This is a genomic window from Butyrivibrio fibrisolvens (genome assembly GCF_023206215.1).
Classification (GTDB): Bacteria; Bacillota; Clostridia; order Lachnospirales; family Lachnospiraceae; genus Butyrivibrio; species Butyrivibrio fibrisolvens_C.
In genome coordinates this window covers 1,661,458-1,681,926 of sequence record NZ_CP065800.1, presented here as the reverse complement: position 1 = coordinate 1,681,926, position 20,469 = coordinate 1,661,458, and the positions used below count along the sequence as shown (strand labels likewise).

Here is a 20,469-nt window from a genome sequence, read left to right as displayed (position 1 = left end):
AAAAAAGTTTCTTAGTTGAGCAGCTCCAGAAGATCGTCTCTTGAAAGTGTTGCGCTTGATATTCCATCGCTTTCTAAGATGTTCTCGGCAAGAGCGCGCTTCTTCTCCTGCATCTCCAGAATCTTGTCTTCTATAGTGCCATGAGCTATCAGCTTAAAGACAGTCACCACCTTGCGCTGTCCTATCCTGTGGGCTCTGTCAGTTGCCTGATTCTGCACAGCAATATTCCACCATGGATCATAGTGAATGACAACATCAGCGCCGGTCAGATTAAGACCTGTTCCGCCTGCCTTTAAAGAAATGAGGAATACCGGCGTCTTGTCCTGATTGAAAGCATTAACAAGCTCTATCCTCTTTTCTTTAGGTGTAGCTCCCGTGATCTCATAATAAGGAATACCTGCTGATTCAAGGCGTCCTTTTAGAATATCCAGCATAGTAACAAACTGTGAGAATACAAGAGCCTTGTGCTCGCCTTCTATTACCTGCTCTATCATATCCATGAATACATCTGTCTTGCAGCTGCCCTTTTTATAATTTTCAAAACACAGAGCAGGATCACAGCATATCTGACGAAGCCTTGTAAGTTCAGCGAATATCTCGATCTTATTTTTGGAAAACTCTTCATCGCTCTGCTTTTCAAGGCGCATTTTCATATGAACTACCTGGGCATCATAGAGCTTTTTCTGCTCTTCATCCATCCTGGCATAGCGAATCTCTTCAAGCTTGTCAGGAAGGTCTTTTAATACATCAGCTTTTTTCCTCCTAAGGATAAAAGGGGTGACCATGCCGCGAAGCTTGTCCATGGTATCTTCTTCCTCGTACTTCATGACAGGTATCTCGAAATCGGCTCTAAACTGAGGATAGCTGTACAAAAGTCCCGGCATCAGATAATCGAAGATGCTCCAAAGTTCTGAAAGCCTGTTCTCAATAGGCGTTCCTGTAAGAGCAAATCGTCTGTCAGCCCTTATAAGCTTGACACTCTTGGCTGCCTGAGACAGATGATTCTTGATATACTGAGCTTCATCTATTATCTCTATGGCAAAAGAGTGATCTTCGTACTCAGCGATATCGCGCTTTAGAAGATCATAAGATGTAACTGCAACGTCATAACCTTCTATGTTAAGTATTATGTCTTCACGCTCTGACTTGCTGCCTGTTATAAGCACATAGTTAAGAGAAGGGGCAAACCTCTTAAGCTCCTCTCCCCAGTTATAGACAAGGGACGCAGGAACTACTACAAGCGAAGGCTTTCTTGGTGATACGTTTTCATTAGCTTCATTATCATTATCTGCACAAGATGCTAAGCTCTTTCCATGCTCTTCATAATATGACGCAAGAAGTGCTATAGTCTGAAGAGTCTTACCAAGACCCATCTCATCTGCAAGAATACCTCCAAATCCGTATTTGGAAAGTGTACGCAGCCATCTGTATCCATCTCTTTGATACTTACGAAGATGTCCGTCTATGCCGCTTGGAAGATCGAACTCTGCATCTGATATAGTCTTAAATTCCTGAATAAGCTTCTTAAAATGTCTGTCTCTGTGCTCATAGATAAAACTCTGATCTTCAAGCATCCTGTCAAGATACAAAGCTCTGTAAGCAGGGATCTGCATCTTGCCTTCTACAAAGGACCTAAGGTCTACATGCATGTTGTCCAGCATGTGGACGAGATTTTCAACCGCTTCGTTCTGAGCAGATACGAAATCTCCGTTTTTAAGTCGATAGTATTTCTTCTTGGTCCTATAGGAATTCAGAAGCTCTATAAGTTCCTCAGGGTCCATATCCTCAGCGCTTATCTCGAGATCAAGAAGTGACGATTCAAGTGATACACCCATCTGGAATCCCGGATTCTTCCTGATTCCTATAGACATGAAGCTCTCTGTATGTCTTACATCTCCATAAGCCTGAAGTTCATCAAGTCCCTGTGAGAGAAGTTCAAATACAAGATCCTCATTTTTGGCTTCATCGCATATAAAAAGGCCATTTTGTGTATCTACATCAGGAAAATAGTTACGAACTACATCTATAACATCACCTTCGCTAACAAGGTCTCTGAAGCTTTCTTCACCAGGTGCTTCATATAACAGATTCCTCTCAAGATCGTCATAAGATACCACAGCCTTGCAGGTTATAAAGCCCTTCTCCCTGTCAAGGAAAAAAGCAAACTCAGCCTGAGGCAAAATAAACTGTTCAAGCCAGTCAGCATCTTCAAAGCTTACAAGTGCATGGTCTCTAAGCCATGGCAGCGTATCATAATAGAACTTGGTAAGATTACGGACACCAATTCTAAACTCAAACTTACCAAAATGGCTTATTGAAGTTAGTGGCGACAGGACGTCAACATCCTGTCTTGGTACCTTATTTAATGTATTGCCTTCTATGTAATAGGCATTTTTCCTTCCGGAAAAGACAACCGGCATAAATCCTGATACATGTATTCCAAGACCTCTGCCCTTGCCATCTTTCATATTGCTGATCTGTACCTTGGCCTGTATAGGCTCTTCTGAAAGATATACCTTTTTTTCATCTCTTCCATGTACAAGGGTGATGCCATCCTCTTGCATCCCGCACTCTATGCACAGGTCATAAAATTCGTCCAGAAAGTGCCCAAACAGTGGAATCTCATCCTTAAGCTTAGGCATATCATCACTTATATCAAAACCAAAGCCATCTGTCTGAGGAGTATAAAAATCACTTTCAAGAGCGAAGTTTTCAATAAATTCATAAATCTTACGCCCCTTATCAGTAAGGGCTTCAGTAGATAGTCTGATATTTTTTCTTCCAAATTTATATAACTTCCTATTCTTGACGGAATAGTAGAGCTCATTAAGGTGCTGGACTTTGAACTTCTGCGAGCCTGATAGCCTGAATGCAAGATACAGACTATTATTTCGAGGCATAAGTATAGGTTCTATATCATACTTTTCTATTCTTCTTACAGTATTTGTCTTACTTTCTTTAACTGCAGCAATCTTATTTTCTCTAGACAGCTGCTTCATGATATCTTCGCCGCTTCTATCAGTTGCATCTATTGCCATGCCTTCCTGGTCCAGATACTCTTTAAGCAGATACAAAAGGGCTGCCTTATGCTCACATATAAAGCCTATAGTTCTGGTATGTCCTGCAATCTTCTTGGTGACAGGCTTCTTGCAGGAAGGTACATAACAGTATCCACCTACATAATAATCAGGTCCTACTGAAACTTTGGCCTGAAAATATGACTCTTTGATCCTGCCCGTTGCAGAGCAGATCTTATCTCCAACATTGCGGTTATCATCAACCTCTTCGCCAAAAGATCCTCCATAGAATTCACTAAGCTTAACATCCTGAATGCTGACTTTAGATGACTTGGCCAGGACCACAGCTTTGACCCATACTTCTTTACTTATGCGTGCGCTCTTCAAGATCTGTGAATACTTATAATACTTGTAAGCTGTAATATCCCTTAGTTTATCTCCGATTATTACTTCACTTTCTTCAAATCCTATATAGCCCAGATCATCTATATAAAAGCCCTTACCACCCAATAGCTCCTGCTCATCGGAAGTATTCAGTTTCTTCTTGGCATACAAAGAAGACATCCCAAGAGAGCTTCCGGATATCATATCTGTGATCTTGTCTTCTATAAGATACATAAGAGCAGCTTCATGCTTGCAGTGCTTGCCTTCCATTGCATACGGGCAGGTACAACTAAGCCTTTCTACTCTGGTAAAATCATCAGAAAGGTGTGCAAATGTCATATAACGTCTGCCGCCGGATCCTGTTACTTCTGCAGAGAAAGAGCTTCCCTCCTGCTTTAAGTTGTTAACATTACCGCGTCTGTAATAGTCCATCCCCCGGGACCTTATAGTCTGCGCAAATTCAGGTCTCCAGTCTATATATATCTTCTTGGCCATTAATAATACTCCATGGAAAAAAAACAATTTAATCAATCTCAAATAATCAGTATATCATGATAAGCCCTGTTTTAACTTAAAAATATAACTTTTCTTTATCATCAAGAACATTATTAAGACTTCCAGCATGGACAATGCAGTATTCAAGAATTATTTACAGGGCAAAAGGTGTAACAAAAAAAATTTAAATATTTTCGCAAATAAGTCGGTTAAAACTAATTTTTATAATTATCATGCCGATAATCATTTCGAGGTATGTATATTTACATCCACAACATGCCACAGGAGGTGGAAATGGCCGCTAAAACAAAAAAGGCAAAAACAGGTAAGATCCGTAATAAGCTATTATTGTGTATCGTTCCTTCAGTTGCTATCACTGTAGTAGTTCTTATCACAGTGACAACGATTCTTTCAAGAAATGCTCTTATAAAAAGTGCTAAATCAGAGCTAAGTTCGTCACTCACCAACCAAAGCGATAATATTGAATCCTGGCTCGATGAAAACCTTCAGTTTTTTGCAACAGCCAAAAAAACAATAGAAGCTGCAAATCCAACTGACCAGGAGCTTCAGGCTATGCTGGATGGTTGGTATGGTTTTAATTCAAACTCTACCAACGGCCTGTATATTGCATCAGCTTCAGGCAAAACATACAAAGCTGCTGATGCCGATCTGGACCTCTCTGACCCTACGTCAACAACCTGGTACAAGGAAGGTCTGACCCGTGTAAATATGGCCTACGGAAGTGCTTATAAAAATGCAGAAGGAATAAGCGTTATAAGTGCATCAGGTATTCTTGATGACGGCGGCGATGAAATAAAGGTTGTATCAGCAGATGTTACTCTTGATAAGATCAGTATTATCGTTAATTCCGGTGTCAAGATGAAGAATGCAAGTTCATTCCTTGTAGACAGGACGGATAATACTATTCTGGCTCACAGGGACTTCTCACTTGTATCATCGACACTGTCATCATCAAGCTCCGACAAGCTCCTGTCCGGTGTAGCCAAAAAGATTGAAAATGGAGATTATACAGAAGACACTATTGGAAACTATATGGTTGACTTTGCCGAAATACAAGGCACTTCATGGGTCCTTGTATCCTATATAGAGACAGATGTCATCCTGGCTGATGTCAATCATATCGTAAATCTGTCAATTGCAATAGGTATACTTAGTATCATCATAATAACTGCAATCATCCTCCTTACTATAAATAAGGCGATGAAACCTCTGTCAGGAATCTCCAAAGACATCGTTGCTATGTCCGGAGGCGACTTCACTATCGAAGTTGAAGCAAAGAGTAACGATGAGATCGGTCTTATGGGCGATCAGGTCAATGAGTTCGTGACCAGCATGAGAAAGATGCTGCACTCGATAAGTGACGAGTCTGACAGGCTCAAAGCTCAGTCAGAGAACTCAGATACTGTATCCAAGAACATGTACAGTGCTTCCGAGTCTCAGGCCGAAGCTATGAAACAGCTCAACGAGACTGTTGATCAGCTTGCAGCTGCTGTTAATGACATAGCTTCAAGTGCTACTACTCTTGCAACTGTTGTAGCTGATACAAGAGACAACAGCCACAAGGCTGAGAGCAGTATGAATGAAACTGTAGAGATATCAAAAAAAGGCAGAAGCGATATGGAACAGCTTAGCAGTGCCATGTCCGGAATGTCTGATTCCAATGCAAGACTTATGGAATCTATCTCCAGAGTAGATACAGCATCCAATGAGATCACCAATATCGTAGGTCTTATCGGAGAGATTGCAGAGGAGACCAATCTCCTATCTCTTAACGCTTCTATCGAAGCTGCAAGGGCAGGCGAAGCCGGCAAAGGATTTGCAGTTGTTGCTACTCAGATTGCCAAGCTTGCACAGACTTCTGCAGAAAGCGCTACCAATATCGGAACTCTTATCAATGAAGTTCACAACCTGATCCAGGAAGTTGTAGGTCAGGCCAATGAAAGCGCTGCAAGTATCGAGCAGAACAGCAGTCTTATCGAAACTGCTGTTGATACTTTTGATAAGATCTATGATAACATTCAGGAATCCAATGACCTTATCAGAGATATGATAAACGGTGTTGAAAAGGTTGATGATGTTGCAACCAATGTTGCTGCCATATCCGAAGAGCAGGCAGCAAGCGCAGATGAGATCCTTGCAACCTCCCAGAACATGGTAGAGCAGGCTGAAAATATTACCAGAAGCTCCCAGGATGTTGCTGCCAATGCACACGAGCTTGCCGGTACATCAGATACACTTACATCTTATGTACAGCAGTTCAAGATTTGAGGAGGTGTTAGTGTGAAAAGATCATCTAATCATATGTTAAAGAAAATAATAGCATCGGTAGCTGTATGTATCCTTGTAATAGGATCACTTGTCAGCTGCGGCAATAAAGCGTCCTCTTCATCATCAGGAGGAGGCGGCATGAAGATCCTGTATATAATCACAGACTTTGATACCTTCAGGCAAAAGCTCTCTGACGCTGTACTTGCAGCCGGCAAAGAGCAAGGCGCTGATATTACAATGGTAGAGACGGGATACTCTGTAGAAACTCAGGTAGACCTTGTAATGAATGCTAAATCTCAAGGCTATGATGCGATCATCTTAAGACTTGCTGATGCTGAAACAGCTCTTCAGATGAACACAGCATCCAATGGTATACCGATCGTATATCTTAACAGTGAACCTTCTGAAGAATATCTTGACAGTAATCAGAACGTGTTCGTAGGCTCCGAAGAAAAAGTAGCCGGACAGTATCAGGCAGAATATGTCATCAATAAACTTGGCAAGAAATCCATGAACATCATCATCTTCGAAGGCGAGAAAGGCCACTCTGGTACCATCGGAAGGACCAATGGCGTAAGAGAGACAATGATAGCCAATGGCGTAGATGCCAATATCGTATTCATGGATTATGCTAACTGGAGTACTGAAGAGACAGAGAAAAGATTCGATATCTTTATGAAGACCGGCCAGAGCGTAGATGCAGTATTCTGTAACAACGACAATATGGCTCTTGGTGCTATCAATGCTATGAAGAAATACGGTCTTGATTACACCACTATCCCTGTATGCGGAGTAGATGCCATAGAAGCAGGCTGTGAATCGATCCTTGCCGGCGAGATGGCATATACAGTCCTTCAGGATGCAGATCTTCAGGCAGCAAGAGCTGTAGAAGCTGCAATAGCTCTTGGAGGCGGCGGAACCATCGATAATATCGAGGGTGTATCAGAAGACAGTAAATATATCTGGGTTCCATTCCTTCCTGTAGATAAAAGTAACGCAAGTGACTACTTATAACGCATGCGAGACTGCCACGAAAGTGGCAGTCTCTTTTTTATCATCGGATAATCTTTTCAATGTTATCCACTCCACTTTTACTAAATAGTAATTCTAATAAAAAACAAACATCACCGGACAAAATGACCAATTATAGCTTCCGGTGATGTTTGTTATATTTTTGGTTTATTAACGCTTAACTAGCTAATTATTTCTTGGTAACGCCTGCTGTCTTGATGATGTACTTAACGCTTGTCTGTGTGCCATCTTTGGCTCCGCCAAATGACTGAGATGAGCCTGCTGCATCGGATATAGCACTGAGTCTTTCATTGAGTTCTTCAAGATCTCCATCGAATATGTCTGCTATCTTGGAGATACCCTCTTCATCGAACTTAACAAGTCCATCTGCAAGTTCTTTAGCTCCGTTCAAAAGCTTTATAGCACCTTCGTTAAGATCATATGCGCCGTCGCTAAGGTCTGAAACTCCGCTGCTAAGTGCTACTGATCCGTCATAAAGTGTAACTGCGCCATCGTTGAGCTTAACTGAACCATCTTCAAGTGTCTGAACACCGTTATCAAGTTCCTGTGCTCCGCTTGCAAGATCTCCAGCGCCCTGATCGAGCTTGTTAGCACCGTCTACTAATGTTCCTGCACCCTGGTCAAGTTTATTGGCACCATCTGAAAGTGTTCCTGCACCCTGATCCAGTTTAGAAGCTCCATCTGCAAGTGTGCCTGCTCCGTTATTAAGTTCTGAAGCTCCGCTTGCAAGTGCTGCTGCTCCGTTATCAAGAGTACTTGCTCCTGTTGCAAGGCTTGAAGCTCCTGCTGCAAGCTGGCTGCTTCCGGATGTAAGTGTATCATTATTAGCTACGAGCTGCTGAGCACCTTTATTCAACTTATCAACGACAGCTACAAGTTGCTGTATTCCAGTAGAAAGAGATGTCATGCTCTCAGCAGTAGTTGATGGTGAAGATGTAACACCTTCATACATCTTACCAAGTCCGTCAGATAATTGTTTAAGACCACCTCTAAGTGCAAGGAGACTATCTACAGAAGATTCTGCTTGTGTAAGAGCCATATAATTCTTATAATAAGTTACATAATTCTGATAATTCTCGCCATTCTGGATCTGAGCTATCTTAGAAGCTACATCCTCTCCTGAAAGAAGTCTGATATCAGCATCTACTACTTTATTAGAAGCCTGGTCTGAAAGTGTCTGATCAACTGACTGCTGATCCTCTGATGATGAACCTGCTGCCTCGTCAGCACTTGTAGTATCTGGATCAGATTCCTGTGATGATTCAGTAGAAGTTCCTTCTCCGGCTCCTGAATTTGATTCACCATTTTCTTCATTTTCATCATCCAGACCATCAAATGCATCAGGATCTACATCTGAACTTGCTGTGCTGTTTGTAGTAAGTTTCTCGGCTTCTTCCTCAGCCTGTTTCTTGCCCTCTTCTATGCCTTCAGCCTTGCCTTCAGCCTTGCCATCTTCCTTACCTTTAGAAAGTCCTGCAGCATATATCTCTTCGCAGTAAGCTTTGAAATATTTCTGATAATCACTCTCACACTGATCTTTTGCAGCTGTAATATACTTCTTAAGTCCTGAATAATCATCTGTTCCTGTATATCCGCAGGCATCAGCAATAGTTTTAAGCTGACCATTTACAACAGTAAGCATACTATCAACAGAAGTCTTAGCTACATTTAAATTTGTAGCAAGATCTTGAAGTGAAGCTGCGCTTCCTGATAATCCTGATACTGCATCCTGCAACGTATTAAGATTTGCATTAAGATATGCATCAAGATCAGCTATACCTGTTGCAAGTGCAGATACTCCTGATGTATAGTCTGCAACACCTGCATTTAGATCACTTGCGCCCTGTGATAAGTTATCGGCTCCAGCTGAAAGTGTATCAGCTCCGGCCTTTAAGTCTCCGGCACCTGTCGCAAGCTTGCCTGTTCCATCTTTAAGTGTTCCTGCTCCTGTTGCAAGCTGACTTGTTCCATCTTTAAGTGTTCCTGCTCCTGTTGCAAGCTGGCTTGTTCCATCTTTAAGTGTTCCTGCTCCTGTTGCAAGCTGGCTTGTTCCGTCTTTAAGAGCATTTGCTCCCTGTAAAAGGGCTGATGAACCTTCTTTAAGCTTAACAGTTCCTTCTACAAGATCCTTAGTACCTCCCTGAAGTTCAAGAACGCCATTAGAAAGTGCTTTAGAACCATCAAGAAGTTCTATACTTCCATCATAGAGCCTATCAGTACCATCCTGAAGTGTTGCTGTTCCACCGTAAAGCTCATCTGATCCGTCTACAAGCTGTGTAGTACCATCTGTAAGCTCTGTAACCTTATCTTCTGCATCATCAATGTCAAGTGAATCTGTGATATTATCAAATCCAAGATCTGAAAGGGCATTGCCTGATGCATAAGTCATAGTCATATCAAGCTCGAATTCTGTAGCATCTGCTGTGATCTCTACATAATCAGGGATATCAAGTGCTTCACCTGTCTTATCTTCAAGCTCGTCAAGATCTTCATCATCGATTCCAAGTGACTCTTTAAGTCCCGGAAGAGCTACGCCAAGAACTACATAGTTGTTGCCTTCTGATACAACCTTACCATTAGTAACTTCTACATTGGAGAAGTGCTCTGTATCAAGCATTGCACCTGATACCATGGCATATGGTGTATAGATTTTTTCTTCCTTGCCTGCTATATCAACGGTCTTATAATCATTGTTGGTATAATCGAATCTGATCTTAACTTTACCGCTCTTACCTGCTATATCCTCCGGAGCTATCTCCTCTCCGTCCAGGTAGTAAGTGATCTTAACTTCTACGGGAACTGACTTGTCAGTCTTGCCCTGATAATATACGTCAGAGCCTTCTGCATCCCATGTGATAGTTCCGTCAGAATTCTCAGTATATGTGCCACTTCCCTTTACATTCTTGACATCGGAAAGGTCTGTAGCATCATTGAGTTCCTTGGTTCCTTCTGTATTCTTTAACCATTCACTTACTACTACTTCATTGGCAGTACCATTGGCATCAGTCATAACATATACTGTTTCTTCCTTGTCAGAAGCTGAGCTTGTGCCAAATGCGCTGTTGTTCATTGTATTTTCAAGTGTCTGCTCTTCCTCTTCTTTAGTGGCAGCTTCCTGTGCTGCACCCTTAGATGCAACATCATCTGCTGTAACTGCTCCGCATGCCATAGATGTGAATGCAAGTATTGTAGCTACCATTAGTGCTCTTGTACGAACGAGATATTTTTTTATCATAATCATCGCCTCCCGGTTGAATGTTTTTACTTTTTGTTTATACTTTTGTTTTTCTTATGCTTAAACATTTATTTATTCTTATGTTTAAACTTTTGTACTTTCTTATGCTGTAGCTCTTTCGCTTCCGGCTTTCAATTTTTTCCTTTTCCTATCTGATTCTCTTGCGCTCTTAAATCCAAAGCTTGTACGTACTACGATAGGATCGAAGATCATGTACATTGCAGGAAGTACCAGTATTACTACGAACATACTGATGATCGCGCCTCTTGCCATCAACATACACAGAGCACCTATCATATCAATTGAAGATATAAGACCTACACCAAATGTTGCTGAGAAGAAGCTAAGTGCACTTACGATGATGGACTTCATACTGGTTGAAAGAGCTATATGAGTTGATTCCTTCTTGCTATGTCCGTCATTTCTTTCACGGCAGTATCTGGTAGTCATGAGGATCGCATAGTCAACAGTTGATCCAAGCTGGATGGTTCCGATTACTACTGAAGCAATGAATGGAAGTACGGATCCTGTGTAGTATGGAATACCCATGTTGATGAAGATAGCAAACTCGATAACAGCAACAAGTATAAATGGAAGTGAGAATGACTTAAGTACGAACAGGATGATTGCAAATACCGCACCTATTGATACCCAGTTAACTACGTTGAAGTCGTGGTTTGTAATAGTGATAAGATCCTTGGTACATGGAGCTTCACCTACGACCATTGCATTCTCGTCATAAGACTTAACTATCTTGTTAACTGCATCTATCTGAGCATTAACTTCATCTGAAGCTGTATTGTACTCACTTGTTATGATGATTAGTTTGTAATCATCACTCTGAACTTCTGATCTAAGATCACTTGGGATCATATCCTCAGGGATCATACCGCCTACTGCAGAGTCAAGTCCTATAGCCGCATCAACGCCGTCTAACTTGGATATCTCTTCATTCATAGAAGTAATATCGTTTGAAGACATATCAGCATCTACAAGGAGCATGTATGTTGTACTGGTATCGAAGTTATTTTCAAGTTCGTTGGCTGCCTGAGTACTTGGAAGAGTATCAGGAAGTGTCTTGGCAAGGTCATAATAAACCTTGGTATTATTGTTTCCATATACTGCAAATGGGAGCAGCACCAGAAATATGACTGCAAAAATCTTGTAGTGGTCAGATATCCAGTTAGGTATCTTCTCCATCTCAGGAAGAAGAGGTTTGTGCTTGGACTTCTCTATAAGGTTGTCAAAAACAAGTATCATCGAAGGAAGAACTGTTATACAACAGATAACTCCGAAGATAACACCCTTGGCCATAACAACGCCAAGGTCAAGACCTATAGTAAAGCTCATGAAGCAAAGAGCTATAAAACCTGCAATTGTTGTGACAGAACTTCCTATTACTGACTGGAAAGTTGCCTCGATGGCGTGTGCCATAGATACGTTTTTATCACAGCCCTTTTCAAGCTCTTCCTGATATGAGTGCCACAAAAATATTGAATAGTCCAGTGTTACGCCCAGCTGCAGGACTGCTGCCAGTGACTTTGTGATAAAAGATATCTCACCGAACATTATGTTCGATCCAAGGTTATATACAATTGCCATACCTATTGATAATAGGAAAAATATAGGAATGAGATATGAATCCATTGTGAGTGATAATACGATCACTGCAAGGATGACTGCTATCATTACGTATATAGGAGTTTCTTTTTCTGCAAGATCCTTAGTATCTGTAACGATGCCGCTCATACCTGCAAGGAAGCACTTCTCATTGGCGATGGATCTGATCTGTCTTATGGCATCCATAGTGCCATCGCTTGATGTAGTCTCATCAAATATGATGAACATCATAGTCGCATCGTCTGAGTTGAATGCCTCATATACATTATCAGGAAGCATCTCCATAGGAACCGATATATCCATGAAGCTGTCATACCAGAGAACTTTCTTGACATGATCAACTTCTTCGATCCTTGTCTTAAGATCTGCCACATCCTTCTCTTCCATTCCTTCTACAATGAAAAGAGAATAGGCTCCGGTTCCAAATTCATTTTCAAGAATGTCCTGTCCCCGCATTGTCTCAATTTCTTTTGGAAGGTAGGACAGAATATCATAGTTGACCCTGGTATTTATATATCCTATTGCTGACGGGATCAACAGAAATATTGCTACTGCAAGTATTACAAAACGTAGCTTTACGATTCCTTTTGATATCGCTTTCATAATTCCTCCACTTTTTTATGACCACTGGTCATTTTGTTCAATATATGGTATACTACGAAAATGACCGTTGGTCAATTAGTTTTTGATGAATTTATTTTTTGTTTATAAATAAAGGGATTTTTATTAGATTTTAGGGTAACAGATACGCGAATCTGTCCAAGTTGTGATTGCGAATTATAATGTCAGTACACCAGAACTTATCTTATTCAAGCAGAAAAAGCGGAGCGCTTTGTTCTGATACGCATTCAAAAAACGGGGCAAAATGCCCCGTTATTAATCTGAAAAACGGGGCACTTTGCCCCGTAATTCAGATTAATAACGGGGCACAAAATTGACAAAATGCTGCAAATACGCTATTATTTACTAAAGCAGAAAATCATATATAATCCAGATCAAACTGAACACAACTATCAGATGAGGTTTTTATGTATAGAGAATTTGAAGAAACAATACAAAAATGGCTCCAGTTTTCCAAAAAGGCTTTACTTGTATATGGTGCACGGCAGGTCGGCAAGACATACCTGATCCGTGAAATGCTAAGAAGAAATGGCATTTCTTTTTGCGAATTTAACCTAATAGAGCGCACTGACGTTCTTGAAGCGATAAGAAATAGTGATGATTCCAAGGAGATATCAGAAAAGTTCGCATTATATTCTAATGATAAACTGACTGAATCTGAATCAGTGGTTTTTTTAGATGAGATTCAGAAATATCCGGAAATCATCACTAAAATTAAATTTCTCGTAGATGAAGGAAAATACCGATATATCCTTAGCGGCTCCAATCTTGGAGTTGAGTTGAAAGGCATTAAATCCATACCGGTCGGTTATATTGAGACATATCAAATGTTTCCATTGAACTTTAGAGAATTTGCTATAGCAACCGGTATCAGTAACAGGATGCTTGAGCATGCCAAAAATTGTTTTAAGGAATTGGTACCGCTGGATGATCTGGTTCATGAAAAGCTAAAAAAGGCTTTCTATTATTATCTTATAGTCGGTGGAATGCCATCAGTTATAAATGTTTATAATGAAACACATTCTCTCGATTTGATTGAGAAAGAACAGAAGAACATAGTTGAACAATATAAGGCAGATTTTACAAGATACGAGAAAGAAGACAGAAAATTAAAGATCGTCTCCGTTTATGAAAACATACCAGCACAGCTCAATAAACAAAATAGGAAGTTTACTTTTTCATTACTGAACAAGGAGCTAAAATTTGACAGGTATGAAGAAAGCTTCTTGTGGTTAAAAGATGCTGCCGTTGCAATTCCTTCATATATAGTCAGTGAGCCATCCGCACCCCTTATCGCATCAAAGGAAACAAATGTATTCAAGTTGTTTTTAAGTGACGTGGGGCTACTAACATCTTGCTATTCAATCTCAGTAAAGAAAGAACTTCTGGAAATGAATCCTGAAAAGGAATTAAACAACGGGGCTTTGTTTGAAAATTTTGTTGCACAAGAAATATATTCCCAAACGCAGTCTTCATATTATTATAAGAAAAATGGCATTGGAGAAGTTGATTTTATAGCCGAGACAGCAGATGGTGTTACTCCTATAGAAGTAAAGTCTGGAAAAGACTATAAAAAACATGCAGCACTGAACCACCTGTTAGAAAAATATAAATTCAACAAAACTTATGTTGTCTCTTTAAATAACATTGAGTCAAACAACAACATAACATATATCCCCATCTATCTTACTTCAATGATATTTGATAACAAAATCGAAGATGTATTATTGCCTGCATTATGAAATCAGAGGAATCCGCTTCGAACGATGGCTGTAATATATTCTTGATATGAATAAGAAGTTTTAGTCAATAAATCACTAGAACAATAGTTTTATAATATGAGGTCATTATGAGCAAAATTGATGCCAACAAACAAAAGAAAAGAGATTCACTTCTTAACGCTTCTTTCGATTTCTTTATGACAAAGGGGCTGGAGAAGACATCGATCTCCGACATTATTGAAAAAGCAGGTGTTGCCAAGGGCACATTTTATCTATACTTTAAAGATAAATATGATATTAGAAATAAACTTGTAATACACAAGTCAGCCCAGCTTTTTAGCTCTGCATATGAAGCTCTTCAAAAATCTGATATTGAACTAATTCAGGACAAGATCATCTTTGTAGTTGACCATATAATAGAAGAACTTGCCGGCAATAAAGCTCTTCTTACTTTCCTTCACAAGGATCTTACATGGGGGATCTTCAGACGTGTACTTGATCCTCACTCTCCTTTTGCAGAAGAGATTGATGTGGCCGGTATCTACCAAAAACTATTAGAGCAGTCCGGTGTTGTCTTTGTAAAGCCAGACATCATGCTATTCATGATAATAGAGCTTGCAGGTGCAACTTCCTATAGTGCTATAGTCGATGGTATCCCTTGCGGCATCGAAGAGCTAAAACCTTATCTCTACCGCTCTATAAGAGATATAATTGATGCACATATCGAATAAATAGACTAAAACTTCGCACTTGCCAAACATACGCCACCCTTTGAGGCAGCGCCGATGCGGATAGTTTATAATGCATTTTCATATCTTGAAGGAGTTATAATTCAGGGCACGATATCTGAATTTTTATATTCTAGGGTCTGAAACTCGCTTCGCTCAGACATGCAGACCCTAAGAAGAATATAAAAATCCATCTCTCATGCTCCTGAATTTTATAACACCTTCAAAAGATATGAAAATGCATTATAAACTATCCGCATCGGAGCTGTCTCAAAGGGTGGCGTATGTTTGGCAAGTGCGAAGTTTTAGTCAATTAACACATACGTCTTAGTTTTCCGAGCTTTATCGGAAAGCTGGGACGTTTTTTAGTTTATTTTTAGTATTGGATTATAAACTATAGCCATAGGTTCAAGATATTGCTTAGTTGATTCACTTATTTACTTGCGAAGAGTTTTACAAGATGCTTGTACCAAATAGACAAGAATCATCACGAAGTGAGGTTTACGATGGAAAATACCAGTTATTCAGAAATATGTGACACCAAGAGCATTAAAAGTCAGATAGAACGTCTTGATATGGAACTATATCCTTTTGGATATAATTTCTGGGATGTTGAGAAGGACTCGCCCAGGAAAAACAAAGACATCTATAGATGCGCTGATGTGATAAAAGCTTTGATAGATGATCAGAAACTTATGGGATCCATGCTTCAAAAAGGTTTTATTCCCATAAAGCCTCTTTCAAAAAGAACGAAAGTATCTTCCAAACTTATAGAAGCACACGAAGGATATATTGTGATGGCAGCCCTTGTTCTAACCGGCAATTATCCGGACCTGCAGCTATATTATGACTTTATATTTGACGAAGAATAAAGGGGATAAACTGTATATGAAAGGTATAGTTCTTAGTTCAGATTCAGATAACAATAAGACAGTTGTTCTGACAGATGAAGGAATTGTAAAAACTATAAACGGAACTTTTGAAACCGGTAAGAAAATAAATATAAGACCTACAAGTAAAAAGGGGCCTATCTTAAAGAAAGTATCTATCGTACTCGGAACCTGTGCTGTACTAATGGTATTCACACTAGGAAGCTTGTATGCAATAGGGAGATTTTCTGATAGTGAAGACAGCTCTGCAGTAAGTTCATCCCAGGATAATTCTGGTGAAGTTGGATCTACTATCTTAAATGATGATACATCCTCTACTGCTGCTGATGAGAATAATCTTAATGAAAGTTCTGAAAGTGAAGAAATAACTGATGATAACTCCGGAAGCGAAGACTCATCATCAGATTCAGATAATACATCTACAGATGATAGTAATACTGCAGCAGAAGGAACCAGCAATATTCCTGATGCTCCTCCTTCTGCTAATGATGAAACCACTCCACCGGAGATACCTGAAGGTAGTCAGGGCCAAGGTCCTCAAGGCGGACAAGCTCCCAGTGGCCAGGCTCCTGATGGTCAGCAGCCTGGTACTATGGGTGAAGCTCCTGCTACCAACTGATCAGGAATTTTTCTTTTCTATCTTTTTAGTAGAGTCTTTGGAGCTTGTGATCTTCTTGGATTCAGTCTTAGCTGTTGCAAGCTTTGCAGTTTCCTTTTTGGTGGTTGTCAGTTTCTTGGACTCTTTCTTGGCTGTAGTAAGCTTTTTGGATTCCTTCTTGGTAGTCGTAAGCTTAGCAGATTCCTTCTTGGTAGTTGTAAGCTTTGCAGCTTCTTTCTTGCTTGTAGCGAGCTTGTGACTTGCAAGGATGTTTTCAAGAGAAGCAGCCTTAGATACATCACCTTCTATTCTGACATCTCCCAGTACGCTCTTAAGTGCACTTCCACCATCAAGAAGCTTTAGGATAGAATCTGCATTGCCACGTACACGGAAATCGTTGTCATAGTATTCATAAGGCTCTACGTGAGCTTTGCCTTCAGAAAGCTCTACATAAAATGCGCCTTCACCATCGCCTTCAACATCAAATTCTATGGCAAGGTGATCATGAATCTTGGATGCATCAAGTACTGCAACCTTTTTCTTAGCTGTCTTAACTACTTCTGAGTATTTCATAATACGTCCTCCCTTTCCTCTTTTGAACCATTTGGGCCGGTCAGATTTTTTCAAAACCGGTGTCCATCAGTCATCAGATTTTAATTCAATTTTTGAAACAATGATTTTATAGACAGTATATCACGTTTTAACGTATATGTTGAGTATGACAATTATTTTTTTTATTTAAAATTGAGCTTGGTGGAACTCCGGAAGAAGCAGCTATTAGAGAATTAAAAGAAGAAACTGGATTAGATGTTGCAATTGATTCTTTGATAGGTATATATACCGATAGTGATATGAAATATCCAAATGGTGATAACGCACAGAGTATAGCTATTGTTTATAAGCTTAAAGCCCTTTCTGGAGAGCTTATCTGTGATAACAAAGAAACCATTGACCTTAAATTTTTCGATGTAGATAAACTTCCTGAAATGTTCTGTAAGCAACATGAAGAAGTAAAAGCAGTTATTGCAAATATGTTTTTGTAAAAAGAAGAGGGGACCTTAAGGCCAATATCATTAAGGCTCCCCTCAGATCATCATATGTCAATAATATTTTCTAACCTGCTCTTTACTGACATTAGCATAATCCTCATTTTTAATTATTGCTTCGTAAAGAGAATCAAAATCTTTAATATAAACTTTCAAGCTATTTACCAAGGCACGAAGGCCTTTTTCTATTCCTTTATTTTCCATGCTTGTCGCATATGTACACATCTCAGTTACCTCCATTTCCAGTTCTTTCGTAAGTGGCAACCCATATTTATTCTGAAGTTCCGATATCTTGTTTTTTGCATCCAGCGTCTCATCAAATAACGTTGTTAGTAGCTTAACGGTATTATTATCAATACTGCTAACATCATGATTCTCGCTGATGTTTATTATTGTTGTATTTATTATATCATACCCTGGATTATCCTCATTTTGTGCCTCCACGTCAATAAGAATCTTGATAGATTCCGATCTGTCCAGGTGTGGTATCTTAAGGTATGTCCTTATGTCATACTTGATCAGGCCTTCTTCGTTTTCATAATCCTCTGTGTTTTGCCCACCGATAAGCTCCGTATTATTGGATAATCCATTATCAACATATCTCTTACTGATAATGACATCTCCCTCGATACATTTCTCTATCTCTTCGTATGAAAAGTTTTTACATTCTTCAATGACCTCTTTGAAAATTCTGGCAAGTAAGGTTTTGTATGCTAAAAAGAGTCAATCGGCAATTTATTATTACTTTTCATGGTCATGTATTTCAGTTTTATTTTGCCGATTGTTACTGTTTATCTCATTCTTTCCTAGTAGTAGTTTCAGTTCTTTAGTTTATGAAGGATTATGAATCTGCATTGAATTATGAAAGATTATGAAAGAAGCTTTCCGTTCCATGTTCACAAAAATTATAAGTGCCGATATTTGGTCTTCAAATACTTTTTATATGCTTTCAAGACCATTTATCTGCTTGTTTGTGTAGATATTTGGTCTTAGTTTTCGTGGGTTTGCGATAAAGCGCAGATAGATCTGGTTATAGAAAGAGCAGATAAAATAACAAATTTGTGCAAAGTTAAATGTACTGATTCTGCATATGTCGTGTCTGCAGATTATGAGAAAGAACTGATTAACAAAAAGTCAGTATTTAAAGATATGACAAATACAAAAAACGCGACAAAAATCACCCTTATTTCAGCAAAAGGGACTTCCGGAACAGCGCATATGGGACATATATCAGAAGTGCTTACGCTTGATGATCTCTTCTTGCCGCTATGAGTATAGTGATCAAGCTAACACCCGTGGTATCTCCTCTCGTAAACATATTATTTATTCAAACTTCCCACTTGGATGGTGCAGTATCACCAAATTCTTTACAGGGGCAGGCAATATATAAATCATTGCCACGCTTTTAATTGTTTTATAGAATTCATGAGCGTGATAGCTGGAGATTTTTATTCTGTCAGGGGTCCACATGTCTGAGCGCAGCGAGTTTGGACCCCAGAATAAAAATTTGCAGATATCATGCCATGAATTCATGAAACAATTAAAGCGTGGCAATGATTTATATATTGCCTGCCCCTGTAAAGAATTTGGGGATACTGCACCATCCAAGTGGGAAGTTTGAATTATTTATTATAATCAAGAAACAACCGGCCGCTTCAGAATCTGCGGCCGGCTATCAGCTCTTTTACGAATTAAGTTTTTTAATGATCTCAGGAAGAAGATCGTCTACCTTGTCATTGTCCAACTGGCAGGTGCCTGCATTGGCATGACCGCCTCCGCCGTACTCAAGACACAGTTCTCCGATGTTGAACTTGGAAGCCTTATTAATGATGGATTTACCGATCATAACGGCTGTATTCTGTTTCTTGAAGCCCCAGGCCACGTGAACGGAGATTTCAGCCTCAGGATACATAGCGTAGATCATGAAGCGGTTTCCAGCGTAAATAACATCTCCCGCAGCTTTCTGATCCACAACCACAACCTTGCCTTCCATGTGCGATATCTCTTTTAACTGCTTCTTAAATAGCTCAGCCTGCTCGTTGTAGAGATCCACACGCTCCTTGACATCGGGAAGTTCAAGAACAGCCTTGATGTCGTGGTTTACGCAGTAGTCAATAAGTTCCATCATAAGGTCATAGTTGGAAATCCTGAAATCATGGAATCTTCCAAGGCCTGTTCTGGCATCCATAAGGAAATTCATAAGAACCCAATCCTTAGGATTTAAGATCTCATCCTCTGTAAAGTCAGCGGAGTCGCCCTTATCAACAGCTGTCATGATCTCCTCGGAGATGCGCTCCAGAGCGTAACCCTTATCTTTGTAATAGTTGTAAACAACTCTGGCTGCAGACTTGGCTTGTCCTTCGATGTGCCAGTTTTTGTTTTCCTTCATTGACGCGTTTCTTGTAAGCTCCGACTCGTGGTGGTCAAAGCACATGAAAACCCTCGGATCGTAAGGAAGGTTGGTGGTAATGTCGTGTCCCGAAAGCTCAACCTTGCCGTCCTGCACGTCCTTGGGATGCACAAACTTAATGTCTTCAATCAAGTTACACTCCCTGAGGATCATTGCACAAACCAGACCATCAAAGTCACTACGGGTTACAAGTCTCATCTTATCACTCATATTTGCCCCCTGATCATTTGAAAGAAGCGTCCTACGGACAGATTAAACGTGTCTTAATATAGTATATCACCAATACATTAATTAACGAAATAAAAATATATCTTGTATATGTGCGCCAGGCGGCGCACGCCAAAAAAAGGGAACCTCCGCTAGGAAGTTCCCCTTAAATATTT

The 20,469-nt window shown here is 39.9% G+C and carries 13 protein-coding genes; 7 read left to right on the top strand and 6 right to left on the bottom strand.

Annotation, left to right across the window (positions count from 1 at the left end; all coding sequences use genetic code 11):
- Positions 1–11: 11 nt before the first annotated feature.
- Positions 12–3,896 carry a DEAD/DEAH box helicase gene (locus tag I7804_RS06885; protein ID WP_248405622.1) on the bottom strand — a complete coding sequence of 1,295 codons (3,885 nt, stop codon included), beginning with the start codon at positions 3,894–3,896 and terminating at the stop codon, positions 12–14.
- A 294-nt stretch (positions 3,897–4,190) separates the two neighbouring features.
- On the opposite strand from I7804_RS06885, the gene I7804_RS06880 reads away from it, so the two are divergent.
- The gene (locus tag I7804_RS06880) at positions 4,191–6,185 is read left to right on the top strand and encodes a methyl-accepting chemotaxis protein (protein WP_248405620.1); all 1,995 of its coding nucleotides are present in this window, start codon (positions 4,191–4,193) and stop codon (positions 6,183–6,185) included.
- Positions 6,186–6,197: 12 nt separating this feature from the next.
- Entirely contained in the window at positions 6,198–7,199 is a 1,002-nt protein-coding gene (locus I7804_RS06875) for a substrate-binding domain-containing protein (RefSeq protein WP_248405619.1), read from the top strand.
- A gap of 187 nt (positions 7,200–7,386) precedes the next feature.
- Here I7804_RS06875 and I7804_RS06870 read toward each other — a convergent pair whose 3' ends face one another.
- Positions 7,387–10,452, bottom strand: coding sequence for a hypothetical protein (locus I7804_RS06870; protein ID WP_248405617.1), 3,066 nt, complete (start codon positions 10,450–10,452; stop codon positions 7,387–7,389).
- A gap of 102 nt (positions 10,453–10,554) precedes the next feature.
- A complete protein-coding gene (locus tag I7804_RS06865) occupies positions 10,555–12,675 on the bottom strand; it encodes an efflux RND transporter permease subunit (protein ID WP_248405615.1) in 2,121 nt (706 codons plus the stop codon).
- A 425-nt stretch (positions 12,676–13,100) separates the two neighbouring features.
- Between I7804_RS06865 and I7804_RS06860 the strand changes: the two genes are divergently transcribed.
- The 4 genes from I7804_RS06860 to I7804_RS06845 all read left to right on the top strand — a co-directional run bounded on the left by I7804_RS06860 (position 13,101) and on the right by I7804_RS06845 (position 16,651).
- Positions 13,101–14,435, top strand: coding sequence for an ATP-binding protein (locus I7804_RS06860; protein WP_248405613.1), 1,335 nt, complete (start codon positions 13,101–13,103; stop codon positions 14,433–14,435).
- Between the two features lie 107 nt (positions 14,436–14,542).
- Positions 14,543–15,145 carry a TetR/AcrR family transcriptional regulator gene (locus tag I7804_RS06855; RefSeq protein ID WP_022754293.1) on the top strand — a complete coding sequence of 201 codons (603 nt, stop codon included), beginning with the start codon at positions 14,543–14,545 and terminating at the stop codon, positions 15,143–15,145.
- Positions 15,146–15,648: 503 nt separating this feature from the next.
- Positions 15,649–16,014: a hypothetical protein gene (locus tag I7804_RS06850; RefSeq protein ID WP_027216711.1), complete on the top strand. Its 366-nt coding sequence runs from the start codon at positions 15,649–15,651 to the stop codon at positions 16,012–16,014.
- A 16-nt stretch (positions 16,015–16,030) separates the two neighbouring features.
- Positions 16,031–16,651, top strand: a complete 621-nt coding sequence (locus I7804_RS06845; RefSeq protein WP_248405611.1) for a hypothetical protein — start codon at positions 16,031–16,033, stop codon at positions 16,649–16,651.
- On the opposite strand, the gene I7804_RS06840 is transcribed toward I7804_RS06845, so the two are convergent.
- Positions 16,652–17,203 (bottom strand): SCP2 sterol-binding domain-containing protein, encoded by a 552-nt coding sequence (locus tag I7804_RS06840; protein WP_051199347.1) that lies wholly within the window; start codon positions 17,201–17,203, stop codon positions 16,652–16,654.
- A gap of 170 nt (positions 17,204–17,373) precedes the next feature.
- On the opposite strand from I7804_RS06840, the gene I7804_RS06835 reads away from it, so the two are divergent.
- Positions 17,374–17,673 (top strand): NUDIX domain-containing protein, encoded by a 300-nt coding sequence (locus I7804_RS06835; RefSeq protein ID WP_282570522.1) that lies wholly within the window; start codon positions 17,374–17,376, stop codon positions 17,671–17,673.
- A gap of 57 nt (positions 17,674–17,730) precedes the next feature.
- Here I7804_RS06835 and I7804_RS06830 read toward each other — a convergent pair whose 3' ends face one another.
- Both I7804_RS06830 and I7804_RS06825 read right to left on the bottom strand, forming a co-directional pair.
- Positions 17,731–18,120 carry a hypothetical protein gene (locus I7804_RS06830; RefSeq protein ID WP_248405609.1) on the bottom strand — a complete coding sequence of 130 codons (390 nt, stop codon included), beginning with the start codon at positions 18,118–18,120 and terminating at the stop codon, positions 17,731–17,733.
- Positions 18,121–19,360: 1,240 nt separating this feature from the next.
- Positions 19,361–20,296 (bottom strand): exopolyphosphatase, encoded by a 936-nt coding sequence (locus I7804_RS06825; RefSeq protein WP_248405607.1) that lies wholly within the window; start codon positions 20,294–20,296, stop codon positions 19,361–19,363.
- Between the last annotated feature and the right edge of the window lie 173 nt (positions 20,297–20,469).